The sequence below is a fragment of the Streptomyces sp. NPDC033178 genome (genome assembly GCF_055577685.1).
The window spans coordinates 98,443-119,600 of sequence record NZ_JBVIPT010000015.1; the positions used below are offsets into that span (position 1 = coordinate 98,443).

Here is a 21,158-nt window from a genome sequence, read left to right on the forward strand (position 1 = left end):
AGCAAGTTCTCCCGTGTTGAACAAGTTCCACCGTCCTGCGGGCGGCGTTCCTCCGTGCGCCACCGAGACACTGGAGCGATCACCGTGCTGAGACCCCTACCGACCTGGCGGCGCGTCACGACCGCCGCCGCGGTGCTGGCACTCGCCGTCACCGGCCTCCTCGCCTCCGGCACGGCCCCGGCCGACGCAGCCGCGGCGGCCTGGACCCCCAAGCCCGCGCCGATGACGACGCCGTGGACCGACCAGGTCCCGGTCGACAACCCGCTGCCGGAGTATCCGCGACCGCAGCTCACCCGCCCCGACTGGACCAATCTCAACGGCATCTGGGACTTCGCCGTCACATCTCGCGACGCCGGTCAGCCGGCGACGTTCGGCGAGCAGATCCGGGTGCCCTTCGCACCGGAGTCCGCGCTCTCGGGCATCCAGCGGAAGATCACCGAGAACGACAAGCTCTGGTACAAGCGCACCTTCACCGTCCCGTCCGGCTGGAGCGGCCGACGCGTCCAGCTCAACTTCGGTGCCTCCGACTGGGAGACCACGGTCTGGGTCAACGGGCAGCAGGCCGGTGCCGTCCACCGAGGGGGCTACGACTCCTTCTCGTACGACATCACTCCCCTGCTGAACGGCGGCGCCACCAACACGATCGTCGTGTCCGCGTACGACGCCACGCAGACCGGCGGCCAGGCAGTCGGCAAGCAGCGCATCCAGGACGTTGCCCCGCACGCCGGGCGCAGCATCTTCTACACCGCCACGTCCGGGATCTGGCAGACGGTCTGGCTGGAGCCGAGCGCCGCCGCGCGCATCACCCGGCTCGACATGGTCCCGAACCTCCAGGACAACACCCTGCGGGTGACGGTGCGCGCCGCCGGAGCCGACGGCGCAGGCGTCAAGGTCACCGTTTCCAACGGTGGTACACAGGTCGGCACAGCCACTGGGACGGTCGGCCAGCAGTTCTCCGTGCCGGTGCCCAACGCCCGCCTGTGGACGCCGGAGGACCCGTTCCTCTACGACGTCACGGCCGAGCTCACCGGCAGCGCGGGCGCCGACCGGGTCGGCTCGTACGCGGGCATGCGGTCGATCGCGGTGAAGAACGTGAACGGCGTCCAACGCCCGGTGCTCAACGGGTCGTTCGTCTTCCAGAGCGGCACCCTTGACCAGGGCTACTGGCCGGACGGCCTCCACACCGCTCCCACCGACGCGGCGCTCAGGTACGACCTGCAGAAGCACAAGGACCTCGGCTTCAACATGGTCCGCAAGCACATCAAGGTCGAGCCGCAGCGGTGGTTCTACTGGGCGGACCGCCTGGGGCTGCTGGTGTGGCAGGACATGCCGGCCATGGACAGCGGAAAGAGCCCGTCCGCCGCGGCCCGCACCCAGTGGGAGACCGAGTACCGCGCGATCATCGACGAGCACCGCAGCTCGCCCTCGCTGATCCTCTGGGTCAATCAGAACGAGGGCTGGGGCCAGTACGACCAGGCCCGCATCGCGGACATGGTCAAGTCGTACGACCCCTCGCGCCTCGTCGACAACATGAGCGGCGTCAACTGCTGCGGAGCCCAGGACGGCGGCAACGGCGACGTGGTCGACAACCACAACTACGTCGGTCCCGGCAACACGCCGACGGAGCCGGTGCGGGCCTCCGTGCTGGGCGAGTACGGCGGCCTCGGCATCCGGGTCTCCGGCCACGAGTGGTATCCGGGCGGCGGGTTCAGCTACGAGGACCAGCCGAGCCTGTCCGCCCTCAACGACCGGCTGGTAGGGCTGCTCGACGGCATCCGGGAGAACTCGATGCCCGCGGGCGGGCTTTCGGCGGCCGTCTACACACAGATCACGGACGTCGAGAACGAGGCCAACGGCCTGCTGACCTACGACCGTCAGGTCGTCAAGGTCGACGAGGCCCGCGTCCGAGCGGCCAACCAGGCGCTCATCACGGCGTCCCGCACGGTCGGCCCGACGGTGAAACTGCCGGTCGAGCAGTACGTGTCGATCCGGGTCACCACGCCGGGCTACACCGACCGCTACCTCCGCCACAAGGACGGGCTCGGCTCCACTGAGGTGGTGAACTCCGGCAGCACAGCCCTGTTGAAGGAGGACGCCACCTGGAAGGTGAAGCCGGGTCTCGCCAACCGGCTCTGCTACTCCTTCGAGTCCCGCAACTACCCGGGCGAGTATCTGCGCCACCGCGAGTTCCGCGTCCGGCGCGACGCGAACGACAACTCCACGCTCTACAAGGAGGACGCGACCTGGTGCCCGGTGCAGGGCAGCGGCGGCATCCGGCTGTCGGCGTCGGGCTTCCCCCGCCAGTACCTGCGGCACATCGACGCGGAGCTCTGGCTGGCCCAGCAGGGCGGCACGCACACCTGGGACAACCCGGCGAGCTTCGTCCCGGACACCACCTGGGCGATCTCGGCACCCTGGGCTCCCTGAGTCAACAGCCCACGAAGAACAGGCGCTTCGCAAGGTGGCCGCCCTCGGCGGGCGGCCACCCCTCCCTTCCGCGCACGGCCCTCACGGATTGGCGGTACGTCATGTCAGCGCGGCCCCACCCGGTCCTCGGCGGACCCCTGACCCTGTTCCTGGCGCTGCTCCTGGCCCTGACCGGCCTCGTCGCCCTCCCCCCTCCCCCCGCCCATGCCGCGACACCGGTCTGTGCCCTGGCCTGCGACACCCTGGACCCCTCGAAGGCGCGGCAGGACACCTTCCCGGTGCCGAACAAGACCATCAGCGGCCGAATAGTCCGGCTGCACGTCTCCGACCCGGACAACATGGCCTGGGCGAGCATCGACAACGGCGTGACGGGCGAGTCCGTCTGGCTGGACCGCTCCTGGGACCGGGGCGCCACCTGGGAGGGCCTGCTCGGCAAGGCGAGCATCCCCGGCACTTGGACCGGCACCCGCACGCTGATGTACAACATCACCGACCCGGTGGCACACCGGCGCGGCTGGATCCGTGCCTGCGGTGACGCGGGCGGTGTCACCTGCACCGACTGGGCGTACACGAAGGTGTGCGACGGCTCGTTCTGCGACGGCGCCGACCCCGCCACCGCGTCGGGTGACGACACCCCCGTACCGTCGGCCACCCTCTTCGGGCGCACCATCAGCCTGCATGTCGACCAGCGCAACGGCATGGCCTGGGGTGTCGTCGGAGGCGGCGGCGCGGGCGACGAGATCTGGCTCGACCGCTCCTGGGACAGTGGCGCGAGCTGGCCCGAGGGCGCTTCCCTCGGCCGTACGAGCGTGCCGTCCGGGGCGACTTCGACCCGGACCGCCATGTTCGCCACCCGGGACCCGCGGGGCCTGCTGTACGGCGGGGCCGTCCGCGCCTGCGGCCGTGAGGCCTCCCACCAGGAAGGCAGTTGCACCGCCTGGGCCAGACCCGCGCCGACCCGGGTACGTGCGGGGGCGGACGCGCTGATGGCTTCGTACCAGACCAACGAGGGCTGGTGGCGCAGCAGTTGGTGGAACTCGGCCGTCGCCACCACCTCGGTCATCGACTTCGCCGAGCGCACCGGGCGGCACGACTACGACTGGGTGATCGCCCGTACCTTCGAGCAGAATCGGGGTGTCTTCCCTGCGGGCGTGCGCAGTTCAGACCCGATCGAGGGGCACTTCATCAGCCGGGCGATCGACGACGCGGGCTGGTGGGCCATCGCCTGGCTGACGGCCTACGACTACACGGGCGACCAGCGCTACCTGGACGAGGCCGTGACGATCGCCAACTATGTGCACCAGTACTGGGATCCGGGCACCTGCGGCGGTGGTGTGTGGTGGGACCGGGAGCGCACGTACAAGAACGCCGTGACCAACGGGCAGTACCTGTGGCTGACCACCTCGCTGCACCAGCGGATCTCCGGTGACACCGTGTGGGGCTCGCGAGCGACCACGGCCGCGAACTGGTATCTGGGCAGCGGGCTGATCAACTCCTCCGGACTCGTCAACGACGGGCTGAACGCGAACTGCGCCAACAACGGCCAGACCGTGTGGAGTTACAACCAGGGCCTCGCCATCGGAGCCTTCACCCAGCTGTGGCGGTCCACCGGAACCAGCCGGTACCTGGACACGGCGAAGCGGCTGGCCGACGCCGCGATGTCCTCGTCGGCGCTGACCCGTGGTGGCGTGCTGACCGAGTCCTGCGACGTCGGCACGGGTTCCTGCGACGACAACCAGAAACAGTTCAAGGGCATCTTCATGCGGCACTTCGCCGACCTGGCGGACGCCACCGGGTCGGCCACCTACCGGGCCTACGTGACGAAACAGGCCGACTCGATCTGGACCACGGACCGGGACCCCCTCAACCGCCTCGGCCAGCGCTGGTCGGGCACGAGCCCCAATCCGTCGGACTGGCGCACCCAGGCCAGCGCGTTGGGAGCACTGACGGCTGCGGAGGGGCTGTAGGGCCACCGATGAACTCCTCGCAGGGGAAGGGAGGTCAGGCGGTCCAGGTCCAGTCGGCGACCTCGGGTAGGTCCGTGCCGTGTTCGCGGATCCAGGCGTGGTGGCGGGTGCGCGCGTCGGCCATCCGCTGGCGTACGGCGGCGGCGCGGACGCCGAGGCCGGGGACGCGGTCGATGACGTCCATGACGAGGCGGTAGCGGTCCATGTCGTTGCGGACGACCATGTCGAACGGGGTCGTGGTGGTGCCCATCTCCTTGTAGCCGCGGACATGGAGGTTGGCGTGGCCGGTGCGGCGGTAGGCGAGGCGGTGGATCAGCCAGGGATAGCCGTGGTAGGCGAAGATCACCGGCTTGTCGGTGGTGAACAGGCCGTCGTACTCGAACTCGCCCATTCCGTGCGGGTGTTCCGCGCGCGGCAGCAGCCGGGTCATGTCGACGACGTTGACGACCCGGACGGCGAGCTCGGGCAGATGGCGCCGGAGCAGGTCGGAAGCGGCCAGGATCTCCTGGGTGGGGACGTCGCCCGCGCAGGCGAGGACGACATCGGGTTCGCGGTCTCCGTCGGCGGAGCCCGCCCAGTCCCAGATGCCCGCTCCCCGTGCGCAGTGGGCTCGGGCCTGGTCCATGGAGAGCCAGTCGAAGCAGGGCTGCTTGCCGGCGACGATCACGTTCACGTAGTCGCGGCTGCGCAGGGCGTGGTCGGCCACGGAGAGCAGGGTGTTGGCGTCCGGCGGCAGATAGACCCGTACGACCTCGGGGCTCTTGTTGAGGACGTGGTCGACGAAGCCGGGGTCCTGGTGCGAGAAGCCGTTGTGGTCCTGGCGCCAGACATGCGATGTCAGAAGGTAGTTGAGGGAGGCGATCGGGGCCCGCCACGGCAACTCCCTCGATGTCTTGAGCCACTTGATGTGCTGGTTGACCATCGAGTCGACGATGTGCACGAACGCCTCGTAGCAGGAGAACAGGCCGTGCCGTCCGGTGAGGAGATAGCCCTCCAGCCAGCCCTGGCAGAGGTGTTCGGAGAGGACCTCCATGACCCGGCCGTGCCGGTCCAGGTGTTCGTCCACCTGGAGCATCTGCGCCTGCCAGGCCTTGCCGCTGGCGTTGAAGACGGCGTCCAGTCGGTTGGAGGCGGTCTCGTCGGGTCCGACGAGCCGGAAGTCACGGCGGCCCGATGTGTCGTTCATGATCTGTTCGAGGAGGTCGCCCAGGACGCGGGTCGGCTCGTGCATGGTTTCGCCCGGCTTGTCGACGTGGACGGCGAAACGGTCGAGGGACGGAATGGGCAGGTCGCGTACGAGAAGGCCGCCGTTGGCGTGCGGAGTGGCACCCAGGCGGCGGGCCCCCGCGGGGATGCAGGCGAGGACGTCCGCGGTGGGCCGGCCGTCGGTGTCGAAGAGTTCCTCGGGCCGGTACGAGCGCAGCCACGTCTCCAGTTGCCGCAGGTGGTCGGGGTTTTCGCGTACGCCGGCCAGCGGGACCTGGTGCGCGCGCCAGGTTCCCTCGACCGGCTCCCCGTCGACCTCTCCGGGTCCGGTCCAGCCCTTCGGGGTGCGCAGCACGATCATGGGCCAGCGGACCCGCTCGGACACGCCGTCCTCACGTGCCGTGCTCTGCATCAGCGCGATGCGGTCGAGGGCGTGGTCGAAGGCGCCGGCCATGGCGCGGTGGATCTCGCGCGGGTCGTCGCTGGTGACGTGGATCGGCTCGTGTCCGTATCCCCGCAGCAGGTCGTCGAGTTCGGGCTCGGGGATCCGCGACAGCACGGTCGGGTTGGCGATCTTGTAGCCGTTGAGGTGCAGGATCGGCAGGACCGCGCCGTCGTGCACCGGGTCGAGGAACTTGTTGGAGTGCCAGGAGGCGGCCAGTGGCCCGGTCTCCGCCTCGCCGTCACCGATCACGCAGGCGACCAGCAGATCGGGGTTGTCGAAGGCGGCCCCGTACGCGTGGGCGAGGGAGTAGCCCAGCTCGCCGCCCTCGTGGATCGAGCCCGGTGTCTCGGGGGCCACATGGCTGGGCACTCCGCCGGGGAAGGAGAACTGCCGGAACAGCCGGTCCATGCCGGCCGCGTCGCGCGAGACGTCCGGGTAGGTCTCGCTGTAGCTGCCCTCCAGCCAGGAATTCGCGAGGACGGCGGGACCGCCGTGGCCGGGACCCCACACGCACAGGGCGTCGAGACCACGGGCCTTGATCACGCGGTTGAGGTGCGTGTGCACGAGGTTGAGGCCGGGCGAGGTCCCCCAGTGGCCGAGCAGCCGGGGCTTGATCTGCTCGGGGGCCAGAGGCTCGGTGAGCAGCGGATTGGCCAGCAGGTAGATCTGGCCCACGGCAAGGTAGTTGGCGGCCCGCCAGTGAGCGTCCAGGGTGCGCAGTTCCTCGTCGGTCAGTACGGTGCTGTCCTGGTGTTCGACGTTGGTCATGGTGACTCCGTGGGTGTCATCGAAGGACGTCATCGAGCGGAGGAGGCGGCATGGCCGGCAAGAAGACGGCGAGGGTGCCGCGTGCGGTGTACGAGCAGGAGCTGCTGCGTCTGCAGACGGAGCTGGTGAAGCTCCAGGAGTGGGTGCGGGCCGAGGGCACCCGGCTCGTGGTGGTCTTCGAGGGTCGGGACGCGGCGGGCAAGGGCGGCACGATCAAGCGGGTCTCGGAGCACCTCAACCCGCGCGTCGCGCGGACCGTGGCGCTGCCCAAGCCGACCGAGCGCGAGCGCACCCAGTGGTACTTCCAGCGGTACGTCGAGCATCTGCCCGCGGCCGGGGAGATCGTGCTGCTGGACCGCAGCTGGTACAACCGCGCCGGCGTCGAACACGTCATGGGTTTCTGCACCAAGGAGGAGTACCAGCTCTTCCTCCGTCAATGCCCGATCTTCGAGCGGATGCTGGTGGAGGAAGGGATCCTGCTGCGCAAGTACTGGTTCTCGGTGAGCGACACGGAGCAGCAGAAGCGGTTCCGGCAGCGGCTGAAGGACCCGACGCGGCGCTGGAAGCTCTCCCCGATGGACCTGGAGTCGATCACCCGCTGGGAGGCGTACTCCCGGGCGAAGGACGAGATGCTGGTACACACGGACATCTCGGAGGCCCCGTGGTTCGTCGTGGAGAGCGACGACAAGCGCCGGGCCCGCCTGAACATGATGGCCCATCTGCTGAGTTCCGTGCCGTACCACGAAGTGCCGCCGCCGGTGCTGGAGCTGCCGCCCCGGCCGCCCTCGACCGGCTACCAGCGCCCGCCCCGCGATCTGCAGACATACGTCCCCGATCACGCGGCGAGCCTCTGAGCCGGTCATGCCCGTTGGGGGACGACGGCGACGGGGCACGCGGAGTGGTGCAGGACCGCGTGGGCGACGCGGCCCAGCTGGAGCCCGAAGTGGCCGCGGCGCCGCTGGGCTCCGACGACGAGCAGGTCGGCATCGGCCGAGGCGTCGAGCAGCACCTTGCGGGCCGGGCCCTCGATGATGCGCCGGTGCAGTTCCACCCCAGCCGGGGCGTCACGCAGTGCCGCTTCCAGGGTTTCCGTGGCCTGCTGCTCGTACAGGCGGGCCGGTTCGCCGGCCAGCAGAGGGTGGTCGGTGGTCTGGTGCGCGGGGCAGCGCCAGGCACGTACCGCCTCCAGCGGTACCCGGCGTTCCCGCGCCTCCTCGAACGCGAACCGCACGGCGGCCGAGTTCTCGGGCTCCTCACCGATGCCGAGCACGATGCGCCTGCGCATCCTGGACGTCACCTGATGGTCGTGGCCGCCGCGCAGCACGATCACCGGGCAGTGGGCGCGGGCGGCCACGGCGAGGCTGACGCTGCCGAGCAGCAGCTCGGCGATTCCGCTGCGGCCGCGGGTGCCCAGGACCAGCGCGGAAGCATTGCGCCCCTCCCGCAGCAGTGCGGGCACCGGCTCCTCGGGCAGCACCTCGGTGGAGATCTTCAGGTCCACCTCGCGCCGGTGCGCACGCCTGGCGGCAGCCTCGACGACGTTGTCGGCCAGCACTTGCTCCGAGGACCTGCCAAGGCCCTCGGCAAGTGCGGCGCCCTCGTAGCGCTCCCACAGTGACGCGTACACCAGCCGCAGCGGTACGCCGCGCAGGGCGGCCTCGTCCGTCGCCCAGTCCACGGCACGCATGCCGGGTTCGGAGCCGTCGACACCGACGACCAGGGGAAGCTCCACCGTCCTCACCTTCCTTCGCCGAGGTCGAAGACGATCCTTGCCTTGATCTGGCCGCGCAGCACCTCGTCGATGGACTCGTTGACGCTCGCGAGGGGTCGGGGCTCCTGGATCACCCTGGTCCGGCCCGCCGCGTGCAGCTGGAAGACCTCGGTCAGGTCCTGCCGGGTGCCGACGATGGAGCCGATCACGGAGATTCCGCCCAGGACGGTGTCGAAGATCGGGACCTGGATCGTGCCGTGCGCCGGCAGTGCGACCATGACGAGCTTTCCACCGCGCCGGAGCCCTGAATAGGCCGCGGAGAAGGCGGCCTCGTTCACCGCGAGCGCGATGGCGGCGTGCGCGCCTCCGTGCCGCTTGAGCACCTCGCCGGGGTCGTGCTCGCGGGCGTCGATCACGATGTCGGCGCCGAGTTCCGCGGCGAGTTCGAGCTTCTCGTCGGTGACGTCGATGGCCGCCACGGTCGCTCCGGCGATCTTCGCGTACTGCACCGCCAGATGGCCCAGCCCTCCGACACCGGAGATGGCGACGAGCTGGGTGGGCCGGACGCCTGCAACCTTGAAGGCCTTGTACGTGGTGACGCCGGCGCAGGTGAGCGGGGCGGCGTCGAGCGCGGAGATCCCCTCGGGCACCGGCTGCGCGAAGTCGGCCCAGGCCAGCATCTTCTCGGCGTACGCGCCATCGCATCCGTATCCGGTGTTGATCTGCTGCTCGCACAGCGTCTCCCAGCCTGACAGGCAGTGCTCGCACCGACCGCAGGTCCTGCCGAGCCAGGGCACGGCGACCCGCTGCCCGAGGGCCAGATGGGTGACGCCTTCGCCGAGGGCCTCGACGAGACCGACGCCCTCGTGGCCGGGGACGAACGGCGGGTTCGGCCTGACGGGCCAGTCGCCGTGGGCGGCGTGGATGTCGGTGTGGCAGAGCCCGGAGGCCTCGCCCCGGACGCGGACCTGGCCGGGGCCGGGCTCGGGATCGGGGCGCTCCTCGATGACCAGGGGCTCGCCGAATGCGCGTACGACCGCTGCCTTCATGGTTCTCGTTCTCCTCGGGATGCGTCAGCCGTGCGCGACGACGGCGACGGGGGCGGTGGCGTGATGCAGCACGGCGTGGGTGACCGAGCCGATGTGGGCACCGAGCGGGCTGCGGCGGACGCGGCGGCCCACGACGACCAGGGAGGCCTCGCGGGAGGCGTCGACCAGCTGGTTGGCCGGGCTGCCCGAGCGGGACTCCTCGACGACCTCAACATCCGCGTACTTCTGTCGCCACGGCTGCAGGGTCTCGGTGAGCCGGGCGGTCTGCTGCCGGACGATCTCCTCGTGCAGGCCGAGGTCGGCGGACAGGCCGTAGGCGTAGTAGGGCGGAAGGTTCCAGCCGTGCACAACCCTCAGGGCGGTGGCACGACGGGCCGCCTCCTCGAAGGCGAAGGTGAGCACCGAGTCGTCCGGGCTGTCGGGGTCCATGCCGAGCACGACGGGCCGGAAGGGCGTCGCGGCGGACGGGATGCCGGACGGATCCATCACGTGCTCGTCGGCGGCCTGTTCCCCGGCACGGACCAGCACCACGGGCCGCTCGGCGTGCGCCACGACGGTGAGGCCGACCGAGCCCACCAGGAACCCGCCGATCCCGCTGAGGCCGCGCGAGCCCAGGACGAGCAGCGCGGCGTCCTCGGCCAGATGCGTCAGGATCTCGCCCGGCCGGCCGTAGACCTGCTCGGCGGTGATCTCGACACCGGGGTGCCGCAGACGCAGGCCCTCGGCGGCCTCGCGGGGAATCCTGCCGCTCCAGTGCTTCTGGGTTTCGGCGCCGTGGACCGGGTCCTGCGCCATGGGCGCCGGATCGGGTTCCCAGACGTTGACGAGCTTCAGCGGCAGTCCGCGCAGCCCAGCCTCCCGGGCCGCCCATTCGGCCGCGGCGTGGCTCTCGGGCGAGCCGTCAAGTCCCACGATGACAGTTCGGGGCATGGTCTCCACCTTCTGGATCGGGATCGGATCGCACTGGATCGGAATCGCATCGCACGGTCCGTTCCGATCCGATCCGATCCGATCCCAGCGTCGTGTCGATCGAGTTCGTGGTGCAGGGGCCGCAGGTCCCTGACTGGGGCCGATCGGCCCCAGTCGGGTCGGCGGGCGCGGCGGGCCCGTTTACGAGTCCCGCCGTGTTCCCCGTGGTCAGCGCAGCCAGCGGTTGGCGCGGACGAACGGCAGCCTGGCCCAGAGCCTGCCGATGCCCCAGGTGTCTCCGGCGGAGGCCAGGGCAAGGGCGATCAGGACCACGGCGTACATGAGGTGGTAGTCGACGAACGGGTTGCTGGACATGCTCGGCGACCCGTCGGAGAGGAGCTTGGCGGGCGGCCATTCGGCGACCCACATCAGCGCCATCATCGCGGTGCCCACGACGGCCGCGAGCCGTAGCGCGAACCCGCCGACCAGGGCCAGCCCGATGCCGAGCAGGCCGGCCATGAACAGCCAGTTCGCCCAGGTGGCACCGGCCCAGGAGTGGAAGGTGGACTCCATCGGCCCGGCGGCGACGCCGCTGAGGAAGCCCATGGTCGGCGAGCCGCCGTCGATCCAGCCCTTGCCGGACGGGGTGGCGTAGCCGAAGCCGAAGGTCTTGTCGAGGAACGCCCACAGGAAGACGAACCCGGTGAGCAGGCGCAGGGACACCAAGGCGTAGGCCCGCGCCGTGTGCGTGTCGGTACGAGCCGACACGGCGGACTCGGAGGTGGCGGCGGTCCGGTTCCTGTGCAACGACGGCAGGTGGAACCCCGGGCTCCGGTGAGGGTGCTCGTGCACGGCCATGGTGATGGTCCCTTCGAGGATTCAGAGATTCGGGGATTCGGGGACGGTCGGGTCGTGGTCCGTCACCGCTCACTCTGGTCGCGTCGGGCGAGCGTCGCCGGATGCCGAAGGTCCGCGGTGCCGGGGCTGAACGACCCTTTCCACAGGGCCGGTTGGGCTGCCGGTAAGGGGACCGCAGCGCCTGTAGGTTTCCTTCGGCCGCGTCGCGCGGCCGTCCGCCCCTCGGTGGATCCTGAGGTCACACGGCAGAAGGAGACTCATGGCAAGGAGCGCGGGCGGGCACGATCCGGGAGGCCGTCCGGCACCGGGGCTCGGCACTCTCCTCGGGCACGTCGCGCCCGGAGTCGGCACGCTCCTCGGCTACCGGCGATCGTGGCTGAAGGGCGACCTGCTGGCCGGGGTGACCGTGGCCGCGTACCTCGTCCCCCAGGTGATGGCGTACGCGGGCGTGGCGGGTCTGCCGCCGGTCGCCGGGCTGTGGGCGATCCTGCCCGCCCTCGCGCTGTACGCCGTGTTCGGCTCCTCACGTCTGCTGTCGGTCGGCCCCGAGTCGACGACCGCGCTGATGACGGCGACCGTAGTCGCCCCGCTGGCCGCCGGGGACCCGGACCGCTACGCCGCACTGGCGGCCGCCCTCGCACTCACGGTGGGCCTGTTGTGCGTGGTGGCGTGGGCGGTGCGGCTGGGGTTCCTGGCGGACCTGCTCTCCCGGCCCGTCCTGATCGGCTACCTCGCGGGCGTGGCGCTGATCATGATCGTGGACCAGCTGCCCAAGCTCACCGGCGTACGCACGACGGGTTCCGCCTTCTTCGCCCAACTCTGGTCCTTCGTACGGCACCTGACGCAGGTCCATACGGCGACACTGCTGTTCGGCGCCGTCACGCTCGCGTTCCTCTTCACGGTGGCGCGGTTCTTCCGGACGGTCCCCGGTCCCCTGCTGGCCGTGGTGCTCGGCACGGCGGCCGTGGCGATGTTCGACCTCGACGACCGGTACGGCATCAGGGTGATCGGCGAGGTCCCGTCGGGGCTGCCCGGCATCGCCTTGCCCGACCTGACCGAACTCGCGCACCTGGTCCTCCCGGCCCTCGGAGTCCTCCTCGTCGGCTACACGGACTTCATCCTCACCGCGCGGGCCTTCACCGTCGACTCCTCCGACGACAAGGGCCCCGGCCTGGACCCCAACCAGGAGTTCCTGGCCCTCGGTGCGGCCAACCTGGGTGCGAGTGCGCTGCACGGTTTCCCGGTGAGCAGCAGCGCCAGCCGGACCGCGCTCGCCGCCTCGGCGGGCGCCCGCAGCCAGGCGTACGCGCTGGTCGCCGGTGCGGCGGTCCTCGCGGTGCTGCTCTTCCTCAGCCCGCTGCTGACCCGCATGCCCTCGGCCGTACTGGGCGCGCTCGTCGTGTACGCCGCCGTCCGCATGATCGACCTGGCGGGCTTCCGCCGACTGGCGTCCTTCCGCCGCCGGGAACTGCTGCTGGCCCTCGGCTGCCTGGCCGGGGTACTGGCCCTGGACATCCTGTACGGCGTGATCGTCGCCGTCGGTCTGTCGGTCGCGGAACTGCTGGTCCGCGTGGCCCGTCCGCACGATGCCGTCCAGGGAGTGGTCCCCGGTGTGGCCGGCATGCACGACATCGACGACTATCCGCAGGCCCGCACCATCCCCGGCCTGCTGGTCTATCGCTACGACTCGCCCCTGTTCTTCGCCAACGCCGAGGACTTCCGGCGCCGGGCCCTGGCCGCAGTCGACGAACAGGAGGACCCGGTCCGCTGGTTCGTCCTCAACACCGAGGCCAACGTCGAGGTCGACATCACCGCCCTGGACGCCGTCGACGCGCTGCGCCTCGAACTGGCCCGGCGCGGCATCGTGTTCGCCCTCGCCCGCGTGAAGCAGGACCTGATGGACGAACTGGTCGCGTACGGACTGACGAAGTCGGTCGGCGCCGGTCTGGTCTTCCCGACGCTGCCCACCGCTGTCGCGGCGTACCGGGAGTGGAATCGCGCCCGGGACGACACTCAGTAGGCCGCCGGCCCGTATCCCCGGCGCGCGACGCGGCGGAGTGTCCTCACCGGGCCGAGGGCGCGGCGCTCTCCGGCCCGGCGGGAACGACCAGCACCGGGCAGTGGGCCCGATGCAGCAACGTACTTGTCAGGGAACCGAGTTGGCGGCCGTGCCCGCTCCGCCTGGGGCGGCAGCTGGTCACGACGAGGTCCGCCGTACGTGTGACCTCCAGCAGCGTCTGCGTCGTAGCGGCGTCTTGGCTCCCCGTCCGGACGAGAGGATGCCGCTCGCCGAGCTCCACCGACGAGTCACCGGCCGGGAGGTACGACGCAGTCGACTCGCTCCGTCGGTGCGGCATCGGTACCGCGACCGGAACCGGGTGCTGATCCAACGAGGACCGGAAGATCCGCAGTGACGCCCCACGGAGTTCCGCTTCCTGGAAGGCGAACACCGCCGTGTCCGCGTCGTCCTCCTCGTCGAGGACGAGCAGTACCTCGTTGTGCAGGTGCGGCGGAGAGTCTCCGCGTACGACCAGCAGCGGGCCCGGCGCGTGCGCGGCCAGGCGCCTGCTCACCGAGCCGAACACCGTGCCCGCGAGCCCGCCGAGACTCCGGCAGCCGACGACGGTCAGCGCGGCCTCGCGTCCGTGTTCCGCCAGGACGGCCGCCGAGCGTCCCTCGGCAGGGACGGTGACGACCGGTAGGCCCGGGTGGCGGTGGCCCACCCGTGAGGCGGCGGACGCCAGCACAGGGCCTGCTTCGTCGAGGTCGGGCACGGCGTACACGACCTCCAGCGTGGTGGCACGCAGGGCTGCCTCGTCGGCGGCCAGGTCCAGTGCTCGTACGGCGGTGACGGAGCCGTCCACCCCGACGACCACGTGACGTGCAGTCATGACTGTTCCCTCCCTGGGGCCGTTGGTGCCCGGAGCACCGTCACGGCGCCGGTTCAGTCGTGCGGGACGACGGCGACGGGGCAGCCGACGTGGTGCAGCACCGCGTGCGTGACGGCGCCGATGTGCGTGCCGAGATGGCTGTCCCGGGTCCGGCGCCCCACGACGACGAGAGAGGCACCGGACGACGCCCGCACCAGCGCGGTGGCGGGCCGTTCCTCGGAGACGGTCTCGACCACGGAGACCTCCGGGAACTTCTCGCACCACGGGCGCAGGGTCGCGACCATGGCGTGTTCCTGTGCCGCGATCAGCTCCGGCCCGGTCACGGGGTCCCACGGTCCATCGGCCGGCTGGACCCGCGGCGTTCCGAAGGCGTGGATCACGTGCAGCGTGGCGCCGCATCGGCGTGCGGACTCGAAGGCGAACCCGATCAGCTCGTCACTGGGGCGCCGGGTGTCCAGGCCGAGGACGACATCGCGATACGGGGTCCGGGGTATCTCCTCGGGCGAGACGCCGTCCGGGGTGGTGAAGTGTTCGTCGGCGGCACTCTCGCCCGCACGTACGAGCACCAGGGGACGGGGGGACCTGGCGACGACCCGCTGGGACACCGAGCCGACCATGAACCCCGTGACGCCACTGAGGCCACGGGACCCGAGCACCAGCAACTCCTCGTCCTCGGCCGCCGCGAGAAGGGCGGCCACCGCGGAGTCGGCCACCAGTCGCTCGACGACCCGCAGCCCGGGGTGCGCGGCACGGACGCTGCCCGCCGCCCGGTCCAGGGTCTGTTCGGCCCAGTCGCGCTCGGTCCTGTCCGCGGGGACGGAGGGGGCGGGGCGTGGGTGCCACGTCCAGGCGTGCACGAGGTTCAGCGGGACGCCGCGACGCAGCGCCTCCCTAGCCGCCCAGTGCGCGGCGGCGAGGCTCTCGGCGGATCCGTCGATTCCTGTGGTGATGTGCCGAACCATGGTGGGCACCTCCTGTGTCCTGTCCGGTCCTGCCCGATCTCATACAGAGCCTCGTACAGGAACGCCCGCGTGCGAAGGGGCCGCACAGTCCCTCCCTGGGGCCGGGTGGCCCATGGTTCGAGCCGGAGCACGGGCACACGCTGGAAGTCGTAGGGTCCGAACGTCCGTCCTGGAGGCCGGTCATGAACGCTTCGCCCACGCCCAGCATGCTGCGGGCACTGCCCGCCGAGCACCGGCAGCGACTGATGCACCTCGCCCGGGAGGTGTCGTTCCCGCAGGGAACGCGCCTCTTCGAGGAGGGCGGTCGCGCCGACCGGTTCTGGATCATCCGCACGGGCACGATCCAGCTCGACATGCACGTGCCCGGCCGCCAGGCGGCGGTCATCGAGACCCTCGGCCACAACGAACTCGTCGGCTGGTCCTGGCTGTTCGCACCGCACTCCTGGCACCTGGGCTCCGAGACGACGAGCCCGGTCCGCGCCTACGAGTTCGACGCCACGGCCGTACGGGCGATGTGCCAGGACGACCCCGCCCTGGGCCACACGGTCGCCCAGTGGGTGGGCGGCATCCTCGCCCACCGCCTGCGCTCGGCCCGCACCCGGCTGCTGGATCTCTACGCCCCGTACGGCAGCGGCAGCCGCCTGTGACCGCACAGGGCGCATTGTGGGTTGGAGTGGGGCCGGTCGGCCCTAGTACATCCGGTCCCGGCGAGTGACGATCGTCGTCACGGACAGCCCGCAGTCCGTCAGTCGCCGGGGAACGAGGGGTCGTCATGGCCAAGACACGCACCTTTACGGAGCACGACCCGATCCGCGTCTTCCTGCTGGACGACCACGAGGTCGTACGACGCGGGCTGTCCGACCTCCTGGACTCCGAACCGGACATCTCGGTGGTCGGCGACGCAGAGAACGTCGAGCACGCGCTCGCCCGCGGCCCTGCCCTCCGCCCGGACGTCGCCGTACTCGACGTACGCCTGCCCGACGGCGACGGGATCACCGTCTGCCGTGAGCTGCGCAGCAAGATGCCGGAACTGGCCGTTCTGATGCTGACCTCGTTCGACGACGAGGAGGCCCTGCTCGACGCGATCATGGCCGGGGCTTCGGGCTACGTACTCAAGCAGATCAAGGGCTCCGACCTCGTCTCGGCGGTACGCACCGTCGCCTCGGGCCAGTCCATGCTCGACCCCGCGACCACCGCCCGGCTGATGGCCTCGCTGCGGGCGGACCCCGCCGGCACCCCGGCCGTCGCCCCCGAACTGGCGAGCCTGTCCCCCCGCGAACGCGACATCCTCGCCCTCATCGGAGACGGACTCACCAATCGCGAGATCGGCAAGAACCTCTTCCTCTCGGAGAAGACCGTCAAGAACCACATCTCCCGGCTGCTGGCCAAGCTGGGCGTCCAGCGCCGGGTGCAGGCCGCGGTCCTAGCCTCCCACCTCGAACAGCCCGGCTCCGGCTCCGGCTCCGGCTCCGGAGAGCGTCCCGCGAGGTGAAGCGCATCCGGGCCGTCCGGCACAGCACAGGGCCGTACGGCCCCTGCTGCCGCGACACCCGGTGACCGCACGCTGAGAGCGGTCACCGATGAGCCCGGCCCGCCAACCGGCCCAGGGCGGGGAGGAGTTCGCGATGAGGTCCATGACACTCGACGCCCCGACCCTGGAGAAGCTGATATCCGCGGCCGTGGCCGCCCCCTCGATCCACAACACCCAGCCCTGGCGCTTCCACCTCGCCCCGGACACCGTCACCCTGGAGATCCGCGCCGCCCCGGACCATGGCCTGCGCCACATCGACCCGACCGGGCGTGCCCTGCACCTCTCCGTCGGGTGCGCGCTGCTCAACCTGCGGGTGGCGGTTGCGCACTTCGGCTGGGAACCGGTGTCCCGCCTGCTGCCCCGGCCCGACGAGCCGGATCTGCTCGCCGCCGTACGCCTGGGCGGCACCGCCAGAAGCGCCTCTTCGCCACGACTGTACGACGCGGTGTGGCGCCGGCACAGCAGCCGCTTCCCCTTCTCCGAGCGGCCGTTGCCCGCTGCCGTCCTCACCGAACTCGCCGAGGCCGCTCACAGTGAAGGCGCGCTGCTGAGCCGTCCCGCGCCGCGCGAGACCGACCGTCTGCTGCAGCTGACCGCGGAAGCGGAGCGCCGCAACACGGCCGACGCCGACCGGGCTGCGGAGAGCCGCCTGTGGGTGCGCGATCCGAACCACTCGGACCTGGGAGTGCCGCCGGAGGCGCTGGGCCCGCACGATTCCCGGGAACAGGTCCCGATGCGGGACTTCGGCGCACACCGGCACCCGGCCGTGCCGGCCTCCCGCCCTTTCGAGAGGCGGCCGTCGATCGCCGTACTGTCCACCGCGCACGACCGCCGGACCGACTGGCTGCGCGCCGGTCAGGCGCTGGAACGCGTACTGCTGACGGCTACCGCTCATGGCCTACGGTCATCGCTGCTGCACCAAGCGCTGGAGTGGCCCGATCTGCGCGAACAGCTGGTGCCATGGCCGAGCGACCGGCGCGATCACGCGCAGATGGTGATCCGCCTGGGGTACGGCCCACAGGGACCTTCTTCGCCGCGTCGCGGAGTGTCCCGGACGCCGGCCGAAGGAGCGCGGTCAGTCCCGCGCTGAGCCTGTCGGTACACGCCACACCAGACGTGTACCGCCGCCCCGCGGCCGTTCGCCGAGCGTGAGTGTTCCACCGAGCGCGCGAGCCCGGTCCTCCAGGTTCTTGAGTCCGCTGCACGCCACGCCGTCGGGAACTCCGCACCCGTCGTCCGTCACCGTCAGCGCCAACTCACCCCTGGCGCACTGCAGATGGACGTCCACGGAGCGCGCCCCCGAGTGCCGGACCGCGTTGCTGAGCGCCTCGCCGAGAACCGCGAGAGCGTGGTCGGCCACCTCGCCGGGGACGTCCGTGTCGACAAGACCCTCCACCCGCAGCGCGGGAGCGAACCCGAACGAGGTGGCGGAGACCTTCACCGCCTCGGACACGCGGCCGCGAAGACCGCCGCCCTCCTTGGCCACACCGCCATGGGCGCGCAGACCGAAGATGGTCGACCGAATGATCTTGATGGTGTCGTCGAGGTCGTCGACGGTCCGCGACAGCCGCTCCACGGCCTCGGGATGGTCCACGAAGCGCTGTGCGCTCTGCAGGGTCATGCCGGCCGCGAAGAGCCGCTGGATCGCCAGGTCGTGCAGATCGCGCGCGATCCGGTCCCGGTCCTGCAGCAGCGCGATCTTCTCCGCGTCCCGACGGCGTTCGTCGAGCTCCAGTGCCAGCGCCGCCTGCCCCGCGAAGCCCAGCAGAGGCCCGATGTCGGACTCGGAGAAGGGCGTACGGCCCGCCAGCCGCCCCAGCAGAAGCACCCCGCGGGCCGTCCCGCCGGCGCCGAGCGGCACCGCGACCACGGGGCCGAGCCCGGCCCACTGCGACTCCCCCTCGCCGGTGCGCGCATCACGCTCGATATCGGCGCTGACGACCGGCTCCGCCGTGGTGAGCGCAGCCGCGACGAATCCGTCCTGCGCGGAGAGGACCAGCCCACTGCGCCGCTCCGCGTTCGGCCCCACCGCGAGTACCGGCCTCAGTTCCTCCGCCCCGGTCACGTACTCCGCGATCATCCCCACGTCCGCCGAGGCGATCTCCCTGGCCTTTCCGACGATCAGCTCAAGCACTTCGGCGCCGGACGTTCCCGACAGCAGGGTGCTCGTGACCTCCGCGCTCGCCCGCAGCCAGCGCTCGCTCAGCCGCGTCTCCTCGTACAACCGCGCGTTCTCGATGGCCACTCCGGCCGCCACTGCGAGTGTGGAGAGCACCGACTCGTCCTCGGCGTCGAACTCCGCCGCGCCCCGCTTCTCGGTGAGGTAGATGTTCCCGAACACCTTCTCCCGCACGCGGATCGGCACGCCCAGGAACGAATGCATCGGCGGGTGGTGGTCCGGGAAGCCGTACGAGGCCGGATGCTCCGACAGCTCCGGCAGCCTCAGCGGCATCGGGTGCCGTATCAACTCACCGAGAATGCCGTGACCGCTGGGCAGTTCACCGATCTCCTCGCGCCGTTCCTCGCCGATGCCCACCGTCAGGAACTCCGACAGTCGGCTGTCGTCGCCGATCACGCCCAGCGCGCCGTACTCGGCGTTCACCAGCACCACGGCGGCTTCCACGATGCGCCGCAGCACGTGCGGCAGATCGAGCTCCCGCCCGACCGACAGAACGGCCTCCAACAGGCTGTGCACCCGGTCCTGCGTCCCCCGGGCCGCGTCGATGCGTGCCTGGAGCTCGTCGAGCAGCTCGTCCAGCCTCAGCTTGGGCAGCTGCTGCCCGGAGCCCCCTTGACCTTCCCCGCTCATCGCTTCCTCCGACACACGCAGCCAGGGTGCCGTTCATCCGGTAGGCCTCATGCCCACCGTACTGGCTGAAGGACCAGGTCGAGGGTCCTAGCCTTTTCGGACGCCTAGGCAGCTCCACGGACCGCGGTTCGCGACGCGGCCGGGGTGATGCCCGAAAGGTCGCGGGTGGTGACGCTGTTGCGGTCGCACACCGAGCGGCCGAGGGCATGCTGGGGCCACAGGCCCGCGGCCACGCGTCGACTGCGCTCGCTCCACTCACGGGCCGGTCCGCTGCTGGTCTTGTAGTAGTTGAGGGCGTAGCCGCCCGTGTGGATCCGGAGCAGGCAGAAGCCGCCCGGGTACTCCTTCACGGCACTGACCTCCTGCAGCGTGACGTGCCGGGCCTGTGGGAGGACGGTGCGCTTGTTGCGGTGGGTGTGACCGGCGTGGTGGAGGAAGACGCCGGGGGCGACGGAGTAGGCGTCGAGGATCGCGCGGGCCTGGCGGCGGTTGAGGCGCTGCCCGCTCATCACGGGGAACAGTGAATTGCGTACGGTCAGCGGGTGGTGTCCGAAGACCATGGTCGGCTGGTCCCTGTTCTCCCTCAACCGGGCTCGGAACCAGGCCAGTTGGTCGGGCGAGAGTCCGCCCGGGTCGCCGCCGTTGCCCCGCTTCTCGTAGGTGTCCAGTCCGACGATCCGCAGTCCGCCGAGATCGCGCGCGAAGTACGCGGGCCCGTCGCCACCGGGGAATTCGTCCAGGAAACTGTCGCCGGACGAGGCGTGGCCGCTCTTCGGTCTGGGCCGGTCGTGGTTCCCGCGGACGACGAAGTAGTCCTGTCCGTGCGTACCGAAGCCGTCCAGGATCTGCCTGGCCCCGGCCAGATCGCCTGGCGCGCCGCCGGCCGAGATATCACCTGCGGCCAGCAGATGGTCGGCTCCGCGCCGACGTGCCTCGTCGACCAGGGCCCGGCCCATGATTTCCGGATACGGGGCGAGGCCGAACCGCTGCGAGACGCCCCGCATCAACGGGACTCCAGCCACAAGACCGGCCGTCGTCTCCCCCAGGTGCAGGTCGTTGCAGAGGGCGATCGTCCTCAGATGGCGGCCCGGCGGAGGCTGGGGCGTCGTGAAGGAGTACGGGCCGCCACGCGAGCCGAACCCGTGCAGCGAGGTTCCGACGGCGTTGCCCTTGACGAGGTGCAGCGGTGTGGGTGTGGCCGCCGAACCCCGGGAGCGGGCCTGGTAGTAGTACGTCTGGCCGGGTTCCAGGCCGGTCAGTTCCACGTAGTGGTGGGCGGTGCGGCGGCCTTCGGAGGCGGTGCGGTTCAGCCGGGCGGGGTGGGTGCCGTAGACGACTTCGCCCTCAGTCACGGCGGGGAGCAGGTGGCCGAATCCGTCGTCGCTGCCGGTCACGCCGGTGTACCAGGTGATGACGGCGAGGTCCTCGGTGAGGGTGACCAGTTCCAGATTTACGGCGGACACGGCATCCGGGTCGCGTGGGTGACGTATCTGTGTCGTGCCGCGGCGGGCGGCGGCGTGGAGGGCTCGGAGCAGGGCGGGGGCGAGGAGAGCGGCGGATCGCAGGCCACCGTGGGGAGCGGAGAGGCAGCAATACATGTCTGATTCGTGCCCGCTGGTGGTGAA

At 70.8% G+C, this 21,158-nt stretch carries 16 protein-coding genes; 7 read left to right on the forward strand and 9 right to left on the reverse strand.

All coding sequences use genetic code 11. The features are described 5' to 3' along the window. The first annotated feature begins 84 nt into the window (after window positions 1-84). Both ACZ5VQ_RS32730 and ACZ5VQ_RS32735 read left to right on the forward strand, forming a co-directional pair. On the forward strand, window positions 85-2,427 hold the full coding sequence (locus tag ACZ5VQ_RS32730; protein WP_469108091.1) for an AbfB domain-containing protein: 2,343 nt from the start codon (window positions 85-87) through the stop codon (window positions 2,425-2,427). A gap of 101 nt (window positions 2,428-2,528) precedes the next feature. After that, window positions 2,529-4,394 carry a glycoside hydrolase family 76 protein gene (locus tag ACZ5VQ_RS32735; protein ID WP_469108092.1) on the forward strand — a complete coding sequence of 622 codons (1,866 nt, stop codon included), beginning with the start codon at window positions 2,529-2,531 and terminating at the stop codon, window positions 4,392-4,394. Between the two features lie 34 nt (window positions 4,395-4,428). On the opposite strand, the gene ACZ5VQ_RS32740 is transcribed toward ACZ5VQ_RS32735, so the two are convergent. After that, window positions 4,429-6,813, reverse strand: coding sequence for a phosphoketolase family protein (locus ACZ5VQ_RS32740; RefSeq protein WP_469108093.1), 2,385 nt, complete (start codon window positions 6,811-6,813; stop codon window positions 4,429-4,431). 50 nt (window positions 6,814-6,863) lie between these two features. Between ACZ5VQ_RS32740 and ppk2 the strand changes: the two genes are divergently transcribed. Further along, window positions 6,864-7,667, forward strand: coding sequence for a polyphosphate kinase 2 (gene ppk2 / locus ACZ5VQ_RS32745; protein WP_469108094.1), 804 nt, complete (start codon window positions 6,864-6,866; stop codon window positions 7,665-7,667). Window positions 7,668-7,672: 5 nt separating this feature from the next. Here ppk2 and ACZ5VQ_RS32750 read toward each other — a convergent pair whose 3' ends face one another. The 4 genes from ACZ5VQ_RS32750 to ACZ5VQ_RS32765 form a co-directional block, all read right to left on the reverse strand. After that, on the reverse strand, window positions 7,673-8,545 hold the full coding sequence (locus ACZ5VQ_RS32750) for a universal stress protein (protein ID WP_469108095.1): 873 nt from the start codon (window positions 8,543-8,545) through the stop codon (window positions 7,673-7,675). Window positions 8,546-8,550: 5 nt separating this feature from the next. Beyond that, window positions 8,551-9,573: a zinc-dependent alcohol dehydrogenase gene (locus ACZ5VQ_RS32755; protein WP_469108096.1), complete on the reverse strand. Its 1,023-nt coding sequence runs from the start codon at window positions 9,571-9,573 to the stop codon at window positions 8,551-8,553. A gap of 24 nt (window positions 9,574-9,597) precedes the next feature. Beyond that, window positions 9,598-10,503: a universal stress protein gene (locus tag ACZ5VQ_RS32760; RefSeq protein WP_469108097.1), complete on the reverse strand. Its 906-nt coding sequence runs from the start codon at window positions 10,501-10,503 to the stop codon at window positions 9,598-9,600. Between the two features lie 207 nt (window positions 10,504-10,710). Continuing rightward, window positions 10,711-11,340, reverse strand: coding sequence for a DoxX family protein (locus tag ACZ5VQ_RS32765; RefSeq protein ID WP_469108098.1), 630 nt, complete (start codon window positions 11,338-11,340; stop codon window positions 10,711-10,713). Between the two features lie 259 nt (window positions 11,341-11,599). Between ACZ5VQ_RS32765 and ACZ5VQ_RS32770 the strand changes: the two genes are divergently transcribed. Continuing rightward, entirely contained in the window at window positions 11,600-13,360 is a 1,761-nt protein-coding gene (locus ACZ5VQ_RS32770) for a SulP family inorganic anion transporter (protein WP_469108099.1), read from the forward strand. Between the two features lie 43 nt (window positions 13,361-13,403). Here ACZ5VQ_RS32770 and ACZ5VQ_RS32775 read toward each other — a convergent pair whose 3' ends face one another. After that, window positions 13,404-14,231, reverse strand: coding sequence for a universal stress protein (locus tag ACZ5VQ_RS32775; protein WP_469108100.1), 828 nt, complete (start codon window positions 14,229-14,231; stop codon window positions 13,404-13,406). A 53-nt stretch (window positions 14,232-14,284) separates the two neighbouring features. Then, complete coding sequence (locus ACZ5VQ_RS32780) at window positions 14,285-15,193, reverse strand: universal stress protein (protein WP_469108101.1); 909 nt, start codon at window positions 15,191-15,193, stop codon at window positions 14,285-14,287. 182 nt (window positions 15,194-15,375) lie between these two features. Between ACZ5VQ_RS32780 and ACZ5VQ_RS32785 the strand changes: the two genes are divergently transcribed. The 3 genes from ACZ5VQ_RS32785 (at window position 15,376) to ACZ5VQ_RS32795 (ending at window position 17,814) form a co-directional block, all read left to right on the forward strand. After that, a complete protein-coding gene (locus ACZ5VQ_RS32785; RefSeq protein ID WP_469108102.1) occupies window positions 15,376-15,840 on the forward strand; it encodes a Crp/Fnr family transcriptional regulator in 465 nt (154 codons plus the stop codon). Between the two features lie 125 nt (window positions 15,841-15,965). Beyond that, a complete protein-coding gene (locus ACZ5VQ_RS32790) occupies window positions 15,966-16,685 on the forward strand; it encodes a response regulator (protein ID WP_469108103.1) in 720 nt (239 codons plus the stop codon). Window positions 16,686-16,818: 133 nt separating this feature from the next. Beyond that, complete coding sequence (locus ACZ5VQ_RS32795; protein WP_469108104.1) at window positions 16,819-17,814, forward strand: Acg family FMN-binding oxidoreductase; 996 nt, start codon at window positions 16,819-16,821, stop codon at window positions 17,812-17,814. On the opposite strand, the gene ACZ5VQ_RS32800 is transcribed toward ACZ5VQ_RS32795, so the two are convergent. Next, complete coding sequence (locus tag ACZ5VQ_RS32800; protein WP_469108105.1) at window positions 17,800-19,533, reverse strand: sensor histidine kinase; 1,734 nt, start codon at window positions 19,531-19,533, stop codon at window positions 17,800-17,802. The genes ACZ5VQ_RS32795 and ACZ5VQ_RS32800 overlap by 15 nt on opposite strands. Before the next feature lie 104 nt (window positions 19,534-19,637). Then, on the reverse strand, window positions 19,638-21,131 hold the full coding sequence (locus ACZ5VQ_RS32805) for a purple acid phosphatase family protein (protein WP_469108106.1): 1,494 nt from the start codon (window positions 21,129-21,131) through the stop codon (window positions 19,638-19,640). Window positions 21,132-21,158: the final 27 nt, after the last annotated feature.